The sequence below is a fragment of the Streptomyces sp. NPDC058646 genome (assembly GCF_042716875.1).
In the GTDB taxonomy this organism is placed as follows: Bacteria; Actinomycetota; Actinomycetes; order Streptomycetales; family Streptomycetaceae; genus Streptomyces.
The window spans coordinates 160,402-179,287 of record NZ_JBHXRK010000014.1; the positions used below are offsets into that span (position 1 = coordinate 160,402).

20 protein-coding genes and 2 pseudogenes are annotated in these 18,886 nt (G+C 73.6%); 12 read left to right on the forward strand and 10 right to left on the reverse strand.

All coding sequences use genetic code 11. The annotated features are described in order from the left end of the window. The first annotated feature begins 6 nt into the window (after positions 1-6). The 8 genes from ACFWUZ_RS19095 (at position 7) to ACFWUZ_RS19130 (ending at position 6,297) form a co-directional block, all read left to right on the forward strand. Positions 7-792, forward strand: coding sequence for an amino acid ABC transporter ATP-binding protein (locus tag ACFWUZ_RS19095; RefSeq protein ID WP_384373703.1), 786 nt, complete (start codon positions 7-9; stop codon positions 790-792). 119 nt (positions 793-911) lie between these two features. Further along, positions 912-1,760, forward strand: a complete 849-nt coding sequence (locus ACFWUZ_RS19100) for a glutamate ABC transporter substrate-binding protein (protein ID WP_384373706.1) — start codon at positions 912-914, stop codon at positions 1,758-1,760. An 83-nt stretch (positions 1,761-1,843) separates the two neighbouring features. Continuing rightward, positions 1,844-2,518: an amino acid ABC transporter permease gene (locus tag ACFWUZ_RS19105; RefSeq protein WP_384373709.1), complete on the forward strand. Its 675-nt coding sequence runs from the start codon at positions 1,844-1,846 to the stop codon at positions 2,516-2,518. After that, positions 2,515-3,396: an amino acid ABC transporter permease gene (locus ACFWUZ_RS19110; protein ID WP_384373713.1), complete on the forward strand. Its 882-nt coding sequence runs from the start codon at positions 2,515-2,517 to the stop codon at positions 3,394-3,396. The genes ACFWUZ_RS19105 and ACFWUZ_RS19110 overlap by 4 nt, the downstream gene beginning before the upstream one ends. A 191-nt stretch (positions 3,397-3,587) precedes the next feature. Then, positions 3,588-5,168, forward strand: coding sequence for an FAD-dependent monooxygenase (locus ACFWUZ_RS19115; RefSeq protein WP_384373716.1), 1,581 nt, complete (start codon positions 3,588-3,590; stop codon positions 5,166-5,168). Between the two features lie 32 nt (positions 5,169-5,200). Beyond that, positions 5,201-5,287 carry a putative leader peptide gene (locus tag ACFWUZ_RS19120; protein ID WP_311318651.1) on the forward strand — a complete coding sequence of 29 codons (87 nt, stop codon included), beginning with the start codon at positions 5,201-5,203 and terminating at the stop codon, positions 5,285-5,287. 84 nt (positions 5,288-5,371) lie between these two features. After that, on the forward strand, positions 5,372-5,905 hold the full coding sequence (locus tag ACFWUZ_RS19125; protein ID WP_384373719.1) for a cysteine dioxygenase: 534 nt from the start codon (positions 5,372-5,374) through the stop codon (positions 5,903-5,905). Beyond that, the gene (locus ACFWUZ_RS19130; RefSeq protein ID WP_384373722.1) at positions 5,896-6,297 is read left to right on the forward strand and encodes a rhodanese-like domain-containing protein; all 402 of its coding nucleotides are present in this window, start codon (positions 5,896-5,898) and stop codon (positions 6,295-6,297) included. Before ACFWUZ_RS19125 ends, ACFWUZ_RS19130 begins: the two co-directional genes overlap by 10 nt. A 103-nt stretch (positions 6,298-6,400) precedes the next feature. On the opposite strand, the gene recX is transcribed toward ACFWUZ_RS19130, so the two are convergent. The 3 genes and pseudogenes from recX to ACFWUZ_RS19145 all read right to left on the reverse strand — a co-directional run. Continuing rightward, the gene (gene recX / locus ACFWUZ_RS19135; protein ID WP_384373725.1) at positions 6,401-6,967 is read right to left on the reverse strand and encodes a recombination regulator RecX; all 567 of its coding nucleotides are present in this window, start codon (positions 6,965-6,967) and stop codon (positions 6,401-6,403) included. Positions 6,968-6,970: 3 nt separating this feature from the next. Next, a complete protein-coding gene (recA, locus tag ACFWUZ_RS19140; RefSeq protein ID WP_384373728.1) occupies positions 6,971-8,083 on the reverse strand; it encodes a recombinase RecA in 1,113 nt (370 codons plus the stop codon). Between the two features lie 205 nt (positions 8,084-8,288). After that, positions 8,289-8,931: pseudogene (locus tag ACFWUZ_RS19145) on the reverse strand (TSUP family transporter); the annotation flags it as partial. Positions 8,932-9,531: 600 nt separating this feature from the next. Between ACFWUZ_RS19145 and ACFWUZ_RS19150 the strand changes: the two are divergent. Continuing rightward, positions 9,532-10,113: pseudogene (locus tag ACFWUZ_RS19150) on the forward strand (phosphatase PAP2 family protein); the annotation flags it as partial. A gap of 96 nt (positions 10,114-10,209) precedes the next feature. On the opposite strand, the gene ACFWUZ_RS19155 reads toward ACFWUZ_RS19150, so the two are convergent. Next, positions 10,210-10,905 carry a response regulator gene (locus ACFWUZ_RS19155; RefSeq protein WP_384373731.1) on the reverse strand — a complete coding sequence of 232 codons (696 nt, stop codon included), beginning with the start codon at positions 10,903-10,905 and terminating at the stop codon, positions 10,210-10,212. Beyond that, the gene (locus ACFWUZ_RS19160; protein ID WP_384373734.1) at positions 10,902-12,443 is read right to left on the reverse strand and encodes a sensor histidine kinase; all 1,542 of its coding nucleotides are present in this window, start codon (positions 12,441-12,443) and stop codon (positions 10,902-10,904) included. Before ACFWUZ_RS19160 ends, ACFWUZ_RS19155 begins: the two co-directional genes overlap by 4 nt. Before the next feature lie 229 nt (positions 12,444-12,672). On the opposite strand from ACFWUZ_RS19160, the gene ACFWUZ_RS19165 reads away from it, so the two are divergent. Further along, entirely contained in the window at positions 12,673-13,431 is a 759-nt protein-coding gene (locus tag ACFWUZ_RS19165; protein ID WP_384373737.1) for a hypothetical protein, read from the forward strand. Positions 13,432-13,507: 76 nt separating this feature from the next. After that, complete coding sequence (locus tag ACFWUZ_RS19170; protein ID WP_384373740.1) at positions 13,508-14,269, forward strand: Clp protease N-terminal domain-containing protein; 762 nt, start codon at positions 13,508-13,510, stop codon at positions 14,267-14,269. Here the strand turns inward: ACFWUZ_RS19170 and ACFWUZ_RS19175 are convergent. Then, positions 14,217-15,311 carry an AI-2E family transporter gene (locus ACFWUZ_RS19175; RefSeq protein WP_384373809.1) on the reverse strand — a complete coding sequence of 365 codons (1,095 nt, stop codon included), beginning with the start codon at positions 15,309-15,311 and terminating at the stop codon, positions 14,217-14,219. The two genes, ACFWUZ_RS19170 and ACFWUZ_RS19175, sit on opposite strands and share 53 nt — an antisense overlap. A gap of 281 nt (positions 15,312-15,592) precedes the next feature. Continuing rightward, positions 15,593-15,787 (reverse strand): DUF3046 domain-containing protein, encoded by a 195-nt coding sequence (locus ACFWUZ_RS19180; protein WP_030154244.1) that lies wholly within the window; start codon positions 15,785-15,787, stop codon positions 15,593-15,595. Positions 15,788-15,868: 81 nt separating this feature from the next. Here ACFWUZ_RS19180 and ACFWUZ_RS19185 point away from each other — a divergent pair, with 81 nt between their 5' ends. After that, positions 15,869-16,873, forward strand: coding sequence for a hypothetical protein (locus ACFWUZ_RS19185; protein ID WP_384373744.1), 1,005 nt, complete (start codon positions 15,869-15,871; stop codon positions 16,871-16,873). Here the strand turns inward: ACFWUZ_RS19185 and ACFWUZ_RS19190 are convergent. Genes ACFWUZ_RS19190 through ACFWUZ_RS19200 form a run of 3 tightly spaced genes read right to left on the reverse strand, consistent with a single transcriptional unit; the run spans position 16,839 to position 18,867 of the window. Then, positions 16,839-17,150 (reverse strand): AzlD domain-containing protein, encoded by a 312-nt coding sequence (locus ACFWUZ_RS19190; protein WP_384373747.1) that lies wholly within the window; start codon positions 17,148-17,150, stop codon positions 16,839-16,841. The genes ACFWUZ_RS19185 and ACFWUZ_RS19190 overlap by 35 nt on opposite strands. Further along, the gene (locus ACFWUZ_RS19195) at positions 17,147-17,866 is read right to left on the reverse strand and encodes an AzlC family ABC transporter permease (protein ID WP_384373812.1); all 720 of its coding nucleotides are present in this window, start codon (positions 17,864-17,866) and stop codon (positions 17,147-17,149) included. The genes ACFWUZ_RS19190 and ACFWUZ_RS19195 overlap by 4 nt, the downstream gene beginning before the upstream one ends. A 2-nt stretch (positions 17,867-17,868) precedes the next feature. Continuing rightward, positions 17,869-18,867 carry an AraC family transcriptional regulator gene (locus tag ACFWUZ_RS19200; RefSeq protein WP_384373750.1) on the reverse strand — a complete coding sequence of 333 codons (999 nt, stop codon included), beginning with the start codon at positions 18,865-18,867 and terminating at the stop codon, positions 17,869-17,871. Positions 18,868-18,886 lie beyond the last annotated feature (19 nt).

Here is an 18,886-nt window from a genome sequence, read left to right on the forward strand (position 1 = left end):
AAGCCGATGAGCGGAGTATCAGTGACCAAGGACGTGCAGGACGCGGCCGGCGCCGCGGACGACCTGGTCGTACTGAGCGACGTCAACAAGCACTTCGGCGCGCTGCACGTGCTTCAGGACATCAATCTGAGCATTGCCCGCGGTGAGGTCGTCGTCGTGATCGGTCCTTCGGGATCGGGCAAGTCCACGCTGTGCCGGACCATCAACCGCCTGGAGACCATCGATTCGGGCACCATCACGCTCGACGGCAAGGAACTGCCCTCGGAGGGCAGGGAACTGGCCCGGCTGCGTGCCGACGTCGGCATGGTGTTCCAGTCGTTCAACCTCTTCGCACACAAGACGGTGCTGCAGAACGTCATGCTGGGCCAGGTCAAGGTCCGCAAGACCGACCAGGCCAAGGCGCACGAGAAGGCAGTGGCCCTGCTGGACCGGGTGGGCGTCGGCTCCCAGGCCGACAAGTACCCGGCGCAGCTCTCCGGCGGTCAGCAGCAGCGCGTGGCGATCGCCCGCGCGCTGGCCATGGAGCCGAAGGTGATGCTCTTCGACGAGCCCACGTCGGCCCTCGACCCGGAAATGATCAACGAGGTGCTGGAGGTCATGCAGCAGCTCGCCCGGGAGGGCATGACGATGGTGGTCGTCACGCACGAGATGGGCTTCGCCCGCTCGGCGGCCAACCGCGTCGTCTTCATGGCCGACGGAAAGATCGTCGAAGAGGCCGAGCCCGAGGCGTTCTTCAGCAACCCGCGCAGCGACCGGGCCAAGGACTTCCTGTCGAAGATCCTTCACCACTGACGGCCGCGTCTGGTAGTCATCCGGTGGGCGGGTCACCGCCGCAGCCGTTCCTGCGGGCGGTGCGTCCGTCGCACACGTCGCCCGTCGTTCAACACCGTCTCATCCGAGGGAAGTTCACCATGAAGGTTTTCAAGACCGGTGCGGTTGCGGCCATCGCCGTCACCCTGGCGCTGACCGCGACCGCCTGTGGCGGTTCCAGCGACAAGGAAGCGGGCAGCACCGCGAGCGGTGGCGCCAAGGACAAGGTCGTCATCGGCATCAAGTTCGACCAGCCGGGTGTGGGCCTCAAGACCCCCGACGGCAAGTACACGGGCTTCGACGTCGACGTCGCGACCTACGTGGCCAAGGAGCTCGGCTACACCCCCGAGCAGATCGAGTGGAAGCAGGCGGTCAGCGCCGAGCGCGAGAACCTGATCGCCAACGGCGACGTCAAGTTCGTCGTCGCGAGCTACTCGATCAACGACAAGCGCAAGGAGAAGGTCGACTTCGCCGGCCCGTACTTCCTCGCGCACCAGGACCTGCTCGTCCGCGCCGACGACACCAGCATCACCAAGGCCGAGGACCTGAACAAGAAGAAGCTCTGCTCGGTCACCGGCTCCACCTCGGCGCAGAACGTCAAGACCAAGCTGGCCCCCGAGGCGGACCTGCTGGAGCAGGGCGGCTACTCCGAGTGCCTGACGGGTCTGGAGAACAAGGCCGTCGATGCGCTGACCACGGACAACTCGATCCTGGCGGGCTACGCGGCGCAGGACAAGAACAAGGGCAAGTTCAAGCTGGTCGGGCTGAGCCTGAGCAACGAGAACTACGGCATCGGCCTGAAGAAGGGCGACAAGGACCTTCAGACCAAGATCAACGCCGCGCTCAAGAAGATGGTCGCGGACGGCGCCTGGGAAGCGGCCGTGAAGAAGAACTTCGGCCCGGCCGACTACAAGAACGAGCCGGCCCCGCAGATCACCGAAGGCAGCTGATTCACCGGTGAGGAGCGTCGCCGCCCCCCTGTCACGGGCGGCGACGCACCTCGCCGGCCATCCTGGGGAGAGCGCAGGGCATCGTGTTCGATTTTCTTGATTCCGGGCAGTACGACCTGCTCGGAGCCTTCTGGGTGACGGTTCAGCTCACCCTCTACTCGGCGGTCGGATCCCTCATATGGGGTACCGCCCTGGCCGGGATGCGGGTCAGCCCGGTCCCGATGATGCGGGGCTTCGGTACCGCGTACGTCAACCTCGTACGCAACACCCCGCTGACCGTGCTGATCATCGCCTGCTCGCTGGGCCTCAGTCAGACCCTCGGCGTCTCGCTGGGCGGTGACACGTTCAAGGAGACGGGTTTCCGGCTCGCGGTCCTCGGACTGACCGCCTACACCGGCACCTTCGTCTGCGAGGCGCTGCGCTCGGGCATCAACACGGTCCCCGTGGGCCAGGCCGAGGCGGCCCGCGCCCTGGGCCTGAGCTTCTTCCAGGTGCTCACACTGATCGTGCTCCCCCAGGCCTTCCGGGCGGTCGTCGCACCGCTCACGAACGTACTGATCGCACTCACCAAGAACACCACGGTGGCGGCGGCCATCGGCGTGGCAGAGGCGGCCCTGCTGATGAAGGAAATGGTCGAGAACGAGGCGGACGCGCTCTTCGCCGTCTTCGGGGTCTTCGCCCTGGGCTTCGTCCTGCTGACCCTGCCGACCGGCCTGGTCCTGGGCTGGGTGGCCAAACGAGTGGCGGTGAAGCGATGACCTCGGTGCTGTACGACGCCCCGGGCCCCAAGGCCAAGGCGCGCAACTGGATCTACAGCGGCATCTTCGTCGTGCTGGTCGGACTGGCCCTGTGGTGGGCACTGTCCCTCATGGCGCAGAAGAGCCAGCTCGACGCCGACAAGTGGAGCCCCTTCGTCGCCGAAGGCGAGATCTGGACGACGTTCCTGATCCCCGGCCTGCTGGAGACCCTCAAGGCCGGCGCGATCGCCATGGTGATCGCGATCCCGCTGGGCGCCCTGCTGGGCATCGGCCGCCTCTCCGACCATGCCTGGGTCCGTGTCCCGGTCGGCGCGGTCGTCGAGTTCTTCCGCGCCATCCCGGTGCTGATGCTGATGCTGTTCGGCTTCGCCCTGTACGCGCAGTTCACGGACGTCTCCTCGGACATCCGCCCGCTGTACGCGGTGGTGACCGGCCTGGTCCTGTACAACGCGGCCGTCATCGCCGAGATCGTCCGGGCGGGCGTGCTGTCCCTGCCCTCCGGCCAGACCGACGCGGCCAAGGCCATCGGCATGCGCAAGGGCCAGACCATGGCCCACGTGCTGATCCCGCAGGCCGTCACGGCGATGCTGCCGGCTCTGGTCAGCCAGCTCGTGGTGATCCTCAAGGACACCGCGCTGGGCGGCGCCGTACTGGGATACGGCGAACTACTGTCGATGAACCGGCAGATCTCGGCCAACTACAGCAACACCATCGCGACCCTCGTCGTGATCGCCCTGCTCTACATCGCCGTGAACTTCGCCCTCACCAGCTTCGCCTCCTGGCTGGAGGGCCGGCTGCGCCGGTCGACGAAGAGCACCGGTGCGGTCGTCCCCAAGGTCGACGACATGGCCACCGGGGCGAACAGCGGGGCCGTCTAGTCCCCTCTCCCTCCCGGTTCGAACCCGCCCGTGGCCTGACGTAGGGTCAGTCATAGTGCGTAGTACGCGTGGTGCGGCGGAACTCTTCCGCCGCACCACGCGGCGTTCCCGGACAGGTGTCACTTGACGCAGGCACCTCCAGTGGGTTGCATACGTTCTGTGATCACATACCGGACATCGGGAGCCGCGCCATGGACCCGGTGATCGTCGTCGGCGCGGGGCCCGTCGGACTGTCCCTGTCCCTCGCCCTGGCCGGCCAGGGCGTGCCCTCCGTCGTGCTCGACGAAGGGCCCGGCAAGGAGGAATCCCGCCCCGCCCGTACGGTCGTCCTGCACGCCGACACCGCGGCCATGGCGAACCGCCTGGGCTGCGCCACCCTGCGCGACGAGGGCGCGTACTTCGCCGCCTGGCGCACCATGCGCCGCCGCCAGTCCGCGCAGCGCAGCACCTTCGACGACGGCCCCGCCCCCCTGCACCTGCCGCAGCACGCCCTCACCCGCGGGCTGCGCGCTGCGGCCGCCGCGCACCCCCTGGTCCAGCTGGTCACCGACTGCCGCCTGGACGCCGTCGAACAGGACGGCCGCGGGGTCACCGCCCACACCCGGGGCGCCGAGACCACGTGGTGGCGGGGGAGCCATCTGGTCGGCTGCGACGGCGCCCGTTCGACCGTGCGCAAACTGCTCGGCATCCGCTTTCCGGGCCGCACCGCCGTGGAACGGCACGCCGTGGCCGCCCTGCGCACCGACCTCCCCTGGCCGGGCGAGGCCTTGCTGCACCGCGGCCACAACGACCGGCTGGCCGAGGTCACCGCGCGGCCGCTGCCGGACGGGGTGTGGCGGCTGGACTGGCTGCTCCCGGGCCGCGGGGACCTGGTGACCCCGGACACCCTGGTGAACCTGATCCGGGACACCCTCGCCTCCTGGTGCGGGGGCACGACCCCGCGGTACGACCTCCTTGACACCGGGGTCCACACGCTGCACCACCGCCTCGCCCGCCGCTGGCGCGACGGCCGGGCCTTCCTCGCCGGGGACGCCGCCCACCTGCTGGGCGCGCTCGGCACCCAGGGCGTCGAGGAGGGGCTCCGCGACGCCGAGAACCTGGCCTGGAAACTGGCCCTGGACTGGCACCAGGGGGCCTCCGAGGCCCTCCTCGACAGCTACGAGGCCGAGCGGCGCACGGCGGTGGCGTCCCGGCTGCGCGCGGCCGACCAGGCGATGCCGGTGCTGCGGGCCGGAGGCGGCCTGCGCACCTACCTCCCCGGGGCCTCGCGCTCCGCCGAGGCCCTCCTGACCGACGGGCACCTGGGGCGGGGGCCGCTGGGCGCGGAGCCGACGTACGCCCCGCCGGTGGCCGTACGGGAGGTCCCGACGGCGACCGCACCCGGCGGCCCGGTGGCGAACGTGGCGGTGACGGCGCCCGACGGATCCACCGTTCCGCTGCGCGACCTGCTCGGGCGGGGCCGGCTGCTGGTGCTCCTGGTCGCTCCGGGCACCGGGGTCTGGGACCGGCGCCACTGGCTCGGCGCCGGGCTGATGCCCCGTCTCGCCGCGGCGGTGAGCGCCCTCCCGGTCCGCACGGACCTGCTGGTGGCGGACGCCTACCCGGGGGCCCCGGCGCACACCGTGCTCCTGGTCCGGCCGGACGGGCACCTCGCGGCGACCTTCGCCGGGGTCCGCCCGGCGGAACTGTACGAGGCTGCGGACGCGGTCCGCGCGGGCGCTCCGACTCCGCTCGCCGTTCCCTCCACGACACCTTCCGCTGTGGCCGATTGACCGGCCCGGCAGCTCGTGGTTCACTCGCGGGCATGACCGGCAACGACGTACGCCTGTGGCGGAGGGTCCACATGGACCTGCTCCGCTACGCGGGCTGCGTGTGTCGCCCTTCCTGCTGATTCGCCCTTTTCCCGCGCGCCCCGCGCCCCGCACCGCCGGCGGCCCGCGCGCACTTCCGCGAACCCCAGGAACGGTCCCGTTTCATGTCTGCACCCGCGTACACCCCCGAGTCCGTGCTGTCCGGGGGGCCCACAGCCGCCCAGCTCCTCGACTTCGCCCTGCGCACCGCCGCCGATCCGGAGGTCGTCGCCTCCCTGCCGCTCGACCCGCAGGGCCGCACCTGGGTCCGGCTCGACGGCCCGGCCGGCAGTGAGGCCTGGCTGATCGGCTGGCCTCCGGGCACCGGTACCGGCTGGCACGACCACGCCGAGTCCCGGGGCGCGTTCGCCGTCGCCCGGGGCCACCTCACCGAGCACTCGCTGGCCGTGCACCTGCCGTCGGAGGGCTGGCATGCGCTGCAGCTCGCCCCCGATGTGGACCGCAGCCGCAGTCTGGGACCGGGCAGCGGGCGGGCCTTCGGCGAGCACCACGTGCACGAGGTGCTCAACGGGTCCCCGGCGGAGCACGCGGTCTCCGTGCACGCCTACTACCCGCCGCTCCCGCTGATCCGCCGCTACAGCCGCACCGGTCCGGTGCTGACCCTGGAACACGTCGAGCGTCCGGCGGAGTGGCAGTGAGCGGGCCCGTCCCGGTCGGGATCGACGAGCTGCTGGAGCGGGTCCGCGCGGGATTGACCCGCGTCACGCCCCAGGAGGCCTACGAGGAGTCCCTGTCCGGCGCCCTGCTGGTGGACATCCGCTACCAGGCCCTGCGGGAACGCGACGGCCTGATCCCGGGCGCGCTGGTGGTCGAGCGCAACGAACTGGAGTGGCGCCTCGACCCCTTGGGCAGCCACCGCGCCGCCGAGGCCACGGGTCACGGCCTGCGGGTGGTGGTGATCTGCAACGAGGGTTACGCCTCCAGCCTGGCGGCGGTCTCCCTCCACGCCCTGGGACTTCACCGCGCCACGGACCTGACGGGCGGCTTCCAGGCCTGGAAGTCCGCGGGCCTCCCCGTCACCGGTCCCTGACCCGCCCCGTCCGGCGCCGGGACCGCCCCGGCCCTGCGGCGGTGTTCGGGCGGACTGCCCGGACACGGCTCCCGGCCGGGGTTGCGGCCCGGGCCTGGCGCCTTCACTCCCCCGGGTACCCCAGGTCCTCGGCTTCGTCGCCCTCCGCCTCCAGCGCACGGCGGACCACCCGCAGGGCCATGCCTTCCGGGTAGCCCTTGCGGGCGAGCATCCCGGCGAGGCGCCGGATCCGCTTGTCCCGCTCCAGGCCCCGGGTGGAGCGGAGTCTGCGCTCGACGAGCTCCCGGGCGGTGTGCTCCTCCTGCTCGGAGTCCAGCCGCTCCAGGGCCTCCTCCACGAGGGTGGCGTGCACCCCCTTGGTCCGCAGCTCCTGCGCGAGGGCCCGGCGGGCCAGGCCCCGTCCTCGGTGGCGGGACTCGACCCAGGCCCCGGCGAAAGCGGCGTCGTCGATCAGGCCCACCTCCTCGTACCGGGAGAGGACCTGCTGCGACACCTCCTCGGGGATGCCCCGCTTGTGCAGGGCGTCCGCGAGCTGGCGCCGGGTGCGCGGGCTCCCGGTGAGCAGGCGCAGGCAGATCGCCCGCGCCTGCTCCTCGGGACTCTGGGGCGGCAGTTCCTGGCGGCCCTCGCGGCCGCTCCGGTTCTCACCGCCCCTTTCCTGCTCCCGCACGGGTCAGCTCTTGGCCACGGCGGCCTTGGCCGTCGTCTTGGCCTTCGACGCCGGGGCGGGCACGGCGGTCGCGGCCGACGCGTCAGCCGTTTCGGCACCGGCCTCGGCGGCGGTGTCCTTGCGGACGCCCACGCCCAGCTTCTCCTTGATCTTGCGCTCGATCTCGTTGGCGAGATCCGGGTTGTCCTTCAGGAAGTTGCGGGCGTTCTCCTTGCCCTGGCCGAGCTGGTCGCCCTCGTACGTGTACCAGGCGCCGGCCTTGCGCACGAAGCCGTGCTCCACGCCCATGTCGATCAGGCCGCCCTCGCGGCTGATGCCCTGGCCGTAGAGGATGTCGAACTCGGCCTGCTTGAACGGCGGCGCGACCTTGTTCTTGACGACCTTGACGCGGGTGCGGTTGCCGACCGCGTCCGTACCGTCCTTGAGGGTCTCGATGCGGCGGATGTCGAGACGCACGGAGGCGTAGAACTTCAGCGCGCGGCCACCGGTGGTGGTCTCGGGCGAGCCGAACATCACGCCGATCTTCTCGCGGAGCTGGTTGATGAAGATCGCGGTGGTCTTGGACTGGTTGAGCGCACCGGTGATCTTCCGGAGGGCCTGGCTCATCAGACGGGCCTGGAGACCCACGTGCGAGTCACCCATCTCGCCCTCGATCTCCGCGCGCGGGACAAGGGCCGCCACGGAGTCGATGACGATCAGGTCGAGGGCACCGGAGCGGACCAACATGTCCACGATCTCCAGCGCCTGCTCGCCGGTGTCCGGCTGGGACAGGATGAGGTTGTCGGTGTCGACGCCGAGGGCCTTGGCGTACTCGGGGTCGAGCGCGTGCTCGGCGTCCACGAAGGCGACGGTGCCGCCGGCCTTCTGCGCGTTGGCCACGGCGTGGAGGGTCAGGGTCGTCTTACCGGAGGACTCCGGTCCGTACACCTCGATCACACGGCCGCGGGGGAGCCCGCCGACGCCGAGGGCGATGTCCAGCGCGGTCGACCCGGTGGGGATGACCTCGATGGGGTCGTTCGGCTTGTCGCCGAGGCGCATGACCGCACCCTTGCCGAATTGCCGTTCAATCTGTGCGAGCGCGGCGTCGAGAGCCTTCTCGCGGTCGGTGCCTGCCATGGGTTCCACCCGGTTTGCTTGAGTCGATCGCTTCACGCCATTGACGCTAATGCCTGCCACTGACAATGCGCCTCCACGACCGGTTCGGCTGTGGATAACCCATCAGAATGGATGTTCGAATTCCGTGTCAAGCGCGCCACGCCCGGGCCTCTCCGCAGGGGGCCTCGCCCCGCCCGGGACCGCCGGGCTCCCGCTTCAGGTCAGGGCCGAGCCACCGGTCGGACGCGACGGGCCCGGGGCTCACCTGGGCCAGCAGGGCGTACGCGGTGGTCCCGGCGACCGAGTGGTGAAGGTGGCGGCCAGGGCCGCCGGGGCGACGCGGGCCAGCGGCATGCCGCGGGCGGCGAGGACGGGCCCGAGCAGTGAGCCGCCGCCGATGCCGTAGAGGCCGCCGACCACGCCCCCGGCCAGGGCGGGGGCGGTGAGCGCGGCCGGGAAGGGCTCGCCGCCGTCCGGCCGCGCTCACCGCCCTTCGGCCGCCGGGTGCGCAGGCACAACCACAGCCCGAGCGGCAGGAGCAGGGCGGCGACCAGCAGGCGGAAGACGCCCGGCCCGGGCAGGCCGAAGACGCGGACGGCGGCGCCGGCGACGACGCCGGGCAGCGTCCAGGCGACGAGCCGCCGGGCCAGGCCGCCGCGCAGGGCCCCGTCCCGGCGGTAGCGCCACAGGGCGCCCGGCCCGGCCACCACGTTGAACAGCAGGTTCGTCGGCGTGACCGCGGGGCTGGGCACGCAGAGGACGATCAGCTGCACCGGGAGCAGGAAGACCGCCCCGGACACGCCGACCGGCGCGGTCACCGTCGAGATCAGCAGACCGGCGGCGAAGCCCGCCCAGATCGTCCACTCCACCGCTGCCCCGCCCCCTGACTTCCCGGGCCGGTATCGGCGCCCGCGGCGACGGGAAGGCGGGCCGCAACGATGTTCACGGACCTGCGGCAGCAGCCGGCCCGGCGAGGCGGAGGTTCGCCTTCGCCGTCGAGGAGGGCGGGCGGCCGCGCGCAGCCGCGACGGGACCGGTGCCGGAACACGTCGTGGAGCAGCCAGTGGTACGGGGAGTCCTCGCCGGCCGGGTCGAGGGCGCTCGGCACCCCGTCGCCCCGGTTCCGCGTCCCCGGCCCGCACGTCCGCTCCGCCGCGCAGGAGCACGTCAGCGGTCTCGTACGCGTCCCGGTCGGCCGCACGCAGCAGCGGGGTGCCTGTCGGCCCCGGCCAGGTCCGGGCGGGGGCGCCGTAACTGTCGGCGGGGTCGGGGTCGGCACCCGCGGCCGGCAGGGCGTGCACGGCCCCCGCGTCCCCGCTCCGCACCGCTGCCACGAGCGGCTCTTCCCGCATGTCCCGTCCCTGCTCCGTGCAGCGCGCCCCCGCGGCCGTCCACCCCGACCTTCGTCGGGGTGGACGGCCGCCCTTCGGCCGGGGTGCCCGGGCCTCGGCGATCCTAGCGTCGGCTCCATGAAATCGATCACTGGGTACGGGTGGGGCCGCCGGCTGCCGGCGGCAGTCGGGACGGCCGTCACGGGGGTGGCGGTCGTGGTCTGGCTGGCACCCGGCGGAGCCCTGGGCACGAAGGGACCGGTGCACGTCACCTCGGGCCTGTCGGTGCGGGTGCACCGGGCGCTGAACGGAAGCCTGGCGGACGCACCGCAGTGGACCGGGAGCGTCCTCGAGGCGGCGAGCGAGGGCACGCTGCTGTGCCTGGGCCTGCTGCTCGCCTGGGCCGGCTGGACCGCGCTGCGCCGCCGGGACGCGCCGGCCCTGGCCGGGACGGCGGTGGCCGCTGCCGGGACCGTCCTCGCGTACGGCCTCAGCGAGGCGGTGAAGCTCCTCGTCGACGAGGAGCGCCCGTGCCGCGCCCTGCCGGGACTGCTGCCCCTGGCGCCGTGTCCGGCCGCGGGCGACTGGTCGTTCCCCAGCAACCACGCCACCCTGGCCGTCGCGCTGGCGGTCGGCCTGGCGGCGGCCCGGCCCCGGCTCGCCGCCCTGGCCCTGCCGGTGGCCGGTGCGGCCGCCCTGCTGCGCGTGCTGGCGGGGGTGCACTACCCGCACGACGTCCTCGCGGGGGCGGTGCTCGCCGCCACGGCCGTGGTGACCGTACGGCTGCTGGCGCTGCCCGTCGCGGGCCGGGCTGCGTCAGCCCTCCTCGTACGGCAGCCGGCCGGGCGCCACCGGGACCACCCCGGCCTCGTGGGCGACGACGGCCGCCGCGGCCCGGTTGTCGACGCCGAGGCGGGCGAGTATGGAGCTGACGTGGGCCTTCACCGTTCCCTCCGCCAGTTTCAGGCGGCGCGCGATCTGCCCGTTGGAGAGCCCTCCACCGAGGAAGGCGAGCACGTCCCGCTCCCGTGCGGTCAGGGCGTCGACGCGGGCGCGGGCCGCCGAGCGGCGGCCGGCCCGGACCCCCGCGCCGCCGGCGGCGAGGTGCGCGACGACGCGGGCCGCGACCTTCGGTGACAGGTAGGCCGCGCCGTCGGCCACCGCCCGGACTCCGGCGACCAGTTCCTCCGGCTCGCCGGACTTGATCAGGAAGCCGGTGGCCCCTTCGCCGAGCGCGCGCAGGATGTACTCGTCCTCGCCGAAGGTCGTCAGCATCACGACTCCGGTCGCGGGCACGGTCCTCCGTATCTCGGCCGCGGCCGAGATGCCGTCCGTCCCCGGCATCCGGATGTCGAGGACTGCCACGTGGGGGCGGTGGCGCCGGACCAGTTCCACCGCCTGACGGCCGTCGGCCGCCTCGGCTACGACGGTGAGGCCGGGGTCGGTGGCGAGGACGGCGCGGACGCCCGCGCGGATCATGGGCTCGTCGTCGGCGATCAGGATCCGGATCATCGGACGTCCTTCCCGGTGAACTCGTCGGTGGAGACCAGGCGGCCGGCCTGGAAGCAGAGGCGGTAGAGGTCGCCCGAGCGGTCGTCGAAGGGGTCGGCGGTCTGTACGTAGAACTCGCAGGCAGCGGCCGGCGGTCCGGGCGTGGGTGCGGCCGGCCGGCGGGTCGTCTGGCGCCGGGGCAGGTACGGCGCCACGTCCGCGCGGGCCTGTCCGACGCGCAGGTGGGCGTAGTCCTGCGGGGCGAGGACCGACTGCCGTGCCGTGGCCGTGTCCCACAGCCGGATCCCCCCGAGGAGCAGGGTGGTGGTGCACAGCGGCACCAGTACGGCAGCGGCGGCGGTCAGGCCCAGTCTGCGGCGGGCCGTACGGTGCTCGGCGGGCAGCGCCCCGCCGGGGCCGGCGGGCGGTGCGCAGACGGCTCCGGCGTGGTGCGGGAGCGTGGCCCGCACGGCGAAGCCGGAGCCCTCGGGGCCCGCGGCGAAGGTGCCGCCGGCCAGCCGGACCCGTTCGTCCAGGCCGATGAGTCCGAAGCCGTGGCCCGCTCCGGTTACGGCGGGACCGCCGAGGTCGGAGGGGCCGCCAGGTCCGGCACGGGGCGGCCCGGCCGGGGCGGCGGCGCCGGGCGGCGGTTCGTCGGTCACGGTGACCTCGGTCCGCTCCGGCCCGTACCGGACGGCGACGGTCGCCCGCCGGCCGGGCGCGTGCCGGGCGACGTTCGTCAACGCCTCCTGGACGACCCGGTGCACGGCCCGCTCGACGGCCACCGGCACGGCCACTCCGGATGCCGCGGGTGCAGCCCCCGGAGTGCCGTCGTCTGCTGCCGGTGCGCCCGCCGCGGGTGCGCCCTCCACCCGCAGCCGGACGTCGAGCCCCGCCGCGGCCGCCCGGTCGACCAGGGTTCGGAGTCCGCCCGGTCCGGCGCCGTCCCCAGCGGGATCGGAGGGCTCGCGCAGGACTCCGATCACCTCGCCGAGGCGGTCCACGGCGGCTCCCGCCCGGGCGCGGATGTCCTGTGCGGCGGCCCGGTGCTCCTCGGGGAGGCCGGGCGCCAGTTTCAGTGCACCCGCGGAGAGGGCGATGAGGCTGAGGTCATGGCCGAGGAGGTCGTGCATGTCCTGTGCGATCCGGGTCCGCTCGCGCAGTCTGGCCTGTTCGGCGACCAGCCGCTGTTCCCGCTCCAGCCGCCCGGCCCGCTCCCACCCGGCCCGTACGAGTGCGCGGTACTGGCGCAGGAATCGGCCCGCGAACCACGGCAGCATCGCCGCCACGAGCAGCAGCCCCACGAAGCGGCTGGCCCATCCCAGCCATGCGGGCACCAGGAGCACGGCCGCCACGGCGGCCACCAGCACGGCGGCCAGGGCCACGGCCGCACTGCGGCTGCGCCCCGGCCGCCAGCCTGCGAGGAAGGCGCAGACCGCCGTCGGCACGCCCCACCACAGGGTGGCGACGCCCGTGCCCGCACCCACCACCGCCCCGGCGAGCAGGCCGGCGGACAGGACCGGTCCCGGCGCCCGAAGCTTCATGATCACTGTTCTCACGGGCGCGACCCTACGGAAAGCGGGCCGCCGGGCGGAACTGCCGAAAGTCCACTACCGCGAACGGCGGCGGGCAGGGCCCGCGCCGCAGGCCGGCATGAGGGCGGTGCCCGCGACGAACAGCGCCGGGATCGGGCCGCTGTCGGGGTCGCTGCGCCCCCCACCCGCGGCCCGCCGCCGGGCAGCCCGCACAATCATGGCTTCGGCAGGATCCGACAGGGGGACGCAGGGCATGAACAGACGTACGGCAGCGGTCGCGCTCATCGGTACGGCGCTGCTCGCGGGCACCGCCGCGTGCGCCGGCGGCAGCGGCACCGCGGGGGGCGGGGCCGTGGTCACCGCGGGCCCGAGCCCCGCCGGGACCCCGGCTCCGTCCGCGAGTCCGAGCCCGGCCGGCCCGCCGGGACCGACCGTCGGGCAGCTCAAGGCCTTCGCGCTGGCCCCGGGTGAGAAGGCGGGGGCGTACGAGGCGTCGGAGCCGCTGCTCGACGAGCCGATGAGCGAGATGTACGAGGCCGCCCCGAAGGCGTGCGAGCCGCTCAGCACCCTCGCGCCGGCCGGCCACACGGCCCAGGCCTACGTGCAGGCGCAGGTGCCCGGCGAATGGCAGGCCGTGGACACGGAGATCCTGCTGCGCTCCTACCCGGGCGGCGGCTCGGCCGCGGCGATGAAGTCGCTGGCCGAGGCGGGGCGGCAGTGCGGCGGCGGTTACACCGAGGACCGCGCCCTGGTGGAGGCGAAGGTCCTGAAGGTGGAGCCGGTCACGGCGCCCGCGCTCGGCGACGAGGCGCTGTCCTACCGGATCGTGGTGCAGGACGTGAAGGACAAGGACACCTCGTTGTACAAGTACCTGACGGTGATCCGTTCGGGGTCGGTGACGCTCTCCTTCCGTTCGGACATCCTCGACACCAAGGATTTCGGCGGGGTACCGGCCGAGGTGGTCACGGCCCAGTGGGAGAAGTTCGCGAAGGCGTCGGGCGCGGCCTCGTAGCAGCGCGGGAAGCAGCCCGCATCGAGTGACAACCCACGGTTGACAGTCATCCGACTGTCAACCTACGGTTGCACCCATGACGAACCCTTCGGTGGAACCCGTTCGCATGACCCATCCCGTACGCCTCGACGACCTCATCGAGGCCATCAAGAAGGTCCACACCGACACCCTGGAGCAGCTCAGCGGCGCCGTCGTCGCCGCCGAGGCCCTCGGCGACGTGGCCGACCACCTCATCGGCCACTTCGTCGACCAGGCCCGCCGCTCCGGCGCCTCCTGGACCGACATCGGCCGCAGCATGGGCGTCACCCGCCAGGCCGCACAGAAGCGCTTCGTCCCCAAGGCGGACAAGGAGGGTGACCCCGCTGCCGACCCCAGCCAGGGCTTCGGCCGGTTCACGCCGCGCGCCCGCAACGTCGTCGTCACCGCCCAGAACGAGGCCCGCGCCGCCGGCAACACCGAGATCCGCACCGAGCACCTCGTCCTCGGCCTGCTGGCCGAGCCCGAGGGTCTCGCCGCGCACGCCCTGGCGGCCCAGGGGGTCTCGGCGGACGACGTGCGCAGCGCGGCCACCGCCGGCCTGCCCCCGGCCGCGGAGCAGGTCCCCGACCTCGTCCCCTTCGACGCCTCCGCCAAGAAGGCCCTGGAACTCACGTTCCGCGAGGCCCTGCGCCTGGGCCACGACTACGTCGGCACCGAGCACGTCCTGCTCGCGCTCCTGGAGCTGGAGCACGGAACGGGTCCGCTCAGCGGCCTCGGCGTGGGCAAGGACGCCGTCGAGGCCTGGGTCAACGACGCCCTGGCAGCCGTACTCGGCGCCGCGGACGAGGGCGCGCAGTAGAGGCGTCCGCGTGCTCGGTCAGCGCGTACCGCTTCACGTACGCGCCGAGGAACGCCTGGAGGGTGGCGACGGCCGGGATCGCGATGAGCGCCCCGACCGCGCCCAGCAGGGCGGTACCGGCGACGACCGAACCGAAGGCCACCGCGGGATGGATGTCCACCGTCTTCGAGGTCAGCTTGGGCTGGAGGACGTAGTTCTCGAACTGCTGGTAGACCACGACGAATCCGAGGACGTACAGCGCGTACCAGGGGCTGATCGTGAAGGCGATCAGCATCGGGAGCGCGCCCGCGAGGTAGGTGCCGATGGTGGGGATGAACTGGGAGACCAGTCCCACCCAGACCGCGAGTGCGGGCGCGTACGGTACGCCGAGCACCGCGAGCAGGATGTAGTGCGCGATGCCGGAGATCAGTGCCATCAGCCCGCGCGAGTAGAGGTAGCCGCCCGTCTTGGCGACGGCGATCTCCCAGGCGCGCAGCACCTCGGCCTGCTTCGAGGGCGGCAGTACGGAGCACAGCGCCCGGCGCAGCCGCGGTCCGTCGGCGGCGAAGTAGAAGGAGAACAGCCCGATCGTCAGGAGCTTGAACAGCCCGCCGAGGACGGTGGCGGACACGTCGAGCACCCCGGTCGCACTGTTCTGCACGTACTTCTGCAGCCAGTCGGAGTGCAGCAGGCTGTCCTGGATCTCCAGCCGGGACAGCTCGGTGCGGAAGGTCGTGTTGATCGAGTCGATCACCGAGTCGAGGATGCGCGGGAAACCCGCCACCAGGTCGAGGATCTGTCCGGCGAGCATCGAGCCGAGCAGGGCGAGGAAACCGGCGGCGAAGACGAACACCCCGAGGAACACCAGGAAGGTGGCGAGCCCGCGGCGCATGCCGCGGGCCGCCATCCGGGACACCGCCGGTTCGATCGCGAGCGCGAGGAAGAACGCGATCAGGACGTTGACGAGCAGTCCGATCAGCTGGTGGAAGGCCCAGCTGCCGAGCTGGAAGCAGGCCACGAGGGCCAGGACGAGGACCACGGCGCGCGGCAGCCAGCGCGGCATGCGCGCTTCCGCCGCCGGAGCGCCCCCGGCGGGCGGGCCACCGGTGGGCGGACCCTCGGTGGGCAGGCTCCCGGTGGGTGGGCCGCCCGCCGCCGGGCCGCCGGTGGGCCGGTCTGCGGGGCCCGCCGGGGCGGCCGGCCAGGGCGGCGTCGTCGCCGGGGCGTCTACGGGCCGGTCGGTCGTCTCATCAGTGGCTGCCACGCGGCCAAGTCTGGCTCACCCGGCGCACGTACCGCGAAGGGCCTCCCCCGCGGTGCCCGCCGGACGCCCCGGGCGCCTCGTCAGCGCAGCGAGGCCGGTACGTCCATCGCCGAACACACCGCGCGCCAGACGTCCTTGGCCTCCCAGCCGGCGTCCAGAGCCTGGTGGACGGTCCGTCCCCCCAGCTCCGTCATGACGTGGTCCCGCGCGAAGGAGTCCGCGTAGCCCGCACCGAAGTGCTCCGCCATCCGCTCCCAGAAAATCGTCAACCGCATGCCTCCAGTATCCCGCCCCGGAGAGTGCACCCGCCCCGTTCGCCCTCCGACTGCGCACCCGGTGGTCCTACGGTTTCTCGCATGCCTGGAGACGAAGCTCCCCCGCAGACCCCACCGGCACCTCCCTCCCCGTCCGCCGCGCCCGCTCTCCCCGCGCCGCTGGCCCGCGCGGAACAGTTCATCTGGCTCACGGCCCGCGTGCTGGAGCAGCGCCGGTTCGCCTTCCACTTCCTCGGCGGGGACGCCGACGCGGTGGACACCGCCCTCGGCTCGTACCTCAACGGCGACGGCGGCTACGGACACGCGCTCGACCCCGACCTGCGCGGTCCGCTCAGCCAGCCCCTGCACACCGCGCACGCGCTGCGGGTGCTGGACGGTCTGGGCCGCTGCGGCGGGCAGCGCATCGAGAAGCTCTGCCGTCACCTGACCCGGGTCTCCACCCCGGACGGGGCGCTCCCCGTGGTCCTGCCCGCCCCCCGCGGCTACCCCTCGGCCCCGTACCACCCGGTCCACGACAACCCGCCCGGCGAACTGCTGACCACGGGCCCGGTGGTCGGGCTGCTGCACCGCAACCGGATCTGGCACGCCTGGCTCTTCCGGGCCACCGACTTCTGCTGGGAGCGCGTCGAGACGCTGCGCCACTCCCACCCGTACGAGGTCCGGAGCGCGGTGGACTTCCTCGACGGCGCCCCCGACCGGGCCAGGGCGGCGGCGGCCGCGGACCGGCTGGGACGCCTGGTGCGCGAGCGGGGGCTGGTGGTGCTCGACCCGGAGCAGCGGGACGACAGGGCGCCCTGCCCGGGCTACGCGCCGGGCGAGCACCTGTTCCCGCACGACGTCGCGCGGCGGCCCGAGTCGCTGGCCCGCGGCTGGTTCACCGACGCGGAGCTGGGCCGCTCGCTGGACTTCCTCGCCGCCGAGCAGCAGCCGGACGGCGGCTGGCCGGTGCACCGCCGTGCCTGGGCCCCGGGCAGCTTCCTGGAGCGGCGGCCCATCGCCACCGTCGAGGCGCTGCTGACCCTGCGGGCGTACGGGCGGCTGACGACCCCGCTCAGCCGCCCGCGAGGGCCCGTACCCCCGCGGTGACCAGCACGGCCGAGGCGACGACCACGAGGAAAGGGGCCCGCAGCAGCAGCGCGGCCCCGGCGGCGGCCACTCCGGCGGCGCGTGCGTCCAGCACCAGCTCGTGCCCGGTGCTGAAGGTCTGCTGCGCGGTGAGCGCGGCCAGCAGGGCGACGGGCAGCAGCGCGGACAGCCTGCGGACCGTGGGCCGCTCCAGGGTCCCGGCGGGGACGAGCAGCCCGGCGAGCTTGACGGCGTAGCAGCCGACGACGGTGAGCCCGATGGCGATCCAGACGTTCACGAGCGGCGTCCCTTCATCCACAGCACGGCCGGCGCGGCCAGCGCGGCGATCAGTACGGGCACTCCGGCGGGCAGTACGGGCAGCAGTCCGAGGCCCAGCACGAGCGCGAGGGCGGCGACGGCCCGCTCGGTGGAGCTCTTCAGCATGGGCGCGAGCAGGGCCAGGAAGACGGCCGGCCCGGCGGCGTCCAGCCCCCACGCGCGGGTGTCCCCGACGGCCTCGGCGCCGAGGGCGCCCAGCAGGGTGGTGAGGTTCCACAGCACGTACAGGGTCAGCCCGGTGACGGCGAACCCGAGGCGGGCCGACTTCCGGCCGGGCTGGGCCAGCGCGACGGCGGTGGTCTCGTCGATCACCCAGTGCGCGGCGAACGGCCGTACGGTCCGCGGCAGGGCCAGGAGCTGGGACAGCCTCAGCCCGTAGAAGGCGTTGCGGGTGCCGAGGAAGAAGGCCCCGGCGGCGGCGGTGAACGGGTTCCCGCCCGCGGCCAGGGCTCCGACCAGGGCGAACTGCGAGGCCCCGGTGAAGACGAACAGGCTCAGCACGCAGGCCTGCAGGGTGCTGATCCCGGCCCCCGCGGCGGTCACCCCGAAGGCGAACCCGGACAGCCCGACGGCGACCCCGACCCCGAGCGCGTCCCGCACCACGGCGGCGCGCGGCCGCTCCTGAGCGGCGCCCGGCCGCTCCCCGGCGACCCCCTCGGGGGTCCCCTCCCTCACCGTCACATGTTCTCCCACGCCCCGAACGTACGCAGGGCCGGGCGGCCGGGTCTTGTACGTTCTTGCGCCCGGGGCGGGCCGGCGCTCGGTCCCGGCGCCTCGGCTGCTGCCCGCCGGCCCTCGTTCTCCGCCCACCGCTCCGCCGGATCCGTGGCGGGACCCTGACGTGCCCGTTCGCGCCGGTACGCCCCCGGGGGAACGCCCACGATCCGGGTGAAGTGGCGGTTCAGGTGCGGCTGGTCGGTGAAGCCGACGGTGACCGCGGCCTCCGCCGGCGGGGTCCCGGCGTCCAGCAGGCGGCGGGCCCGCCGGACCCGGACGTCCGTCAGCCAGGTGTGCGGGGGCATCCCGTACCGGTCGCGGAAGGCGCGCAGCAGGGCGAAGGGGCTCGTGCCCAGCTCGGCGGCCAGCTGCTCCAGTGACGGCGGGTCCGCCATCCGGGCCTCCAGCACCTCCCGGGCCCTCTCGGCGTCGGCGGCCCGGCCGGAGCCCGCCGGGCGGGCGGGCAGCGGGCCCGCGTGGCGGCTGAGCATCCGGGCGACCACGCCGCGCAGCAGTGTGTCGGCGGCGAGTGCGTTCCCCGCCTCGGCGGCCCGGTGCACCTCGGTGATGGCCCGGGAGCCCTGCGGGTCGGCGACCAGTTCGGCGGTGAAGCCGGGGGTGCCGCGCACGGTGGCGATCTCGGCGGCGACCTCGGTGATCAGGTCGCGGGAGGGGTAGAGCGTGGCGTAGGCCCAGCCTTCGGGCACCCCGGCCCGGGCGCTGTGCGGGACCTCGGGGTTGATCAGGACCACGCTGCCCGGTCCGGCGCGGACGGTGCCGCCCGGCAGGCCGACCTCCTCGATCCCGCCGGTGACGGCCGCGAGGACGTACCCGTCGTGCGCGTGGCGGGGGAAGGTGTGGCGCACGTAGTGGGCGCGCAGCAGGTCGAGGCCGGGCAGCTGCGCGTACTGCCAGTGCCGGGCCCACTCCCCGCTCCGGCTCCCGCCGTCCGTACCCATCCCTCCATTCTGCGCCCCC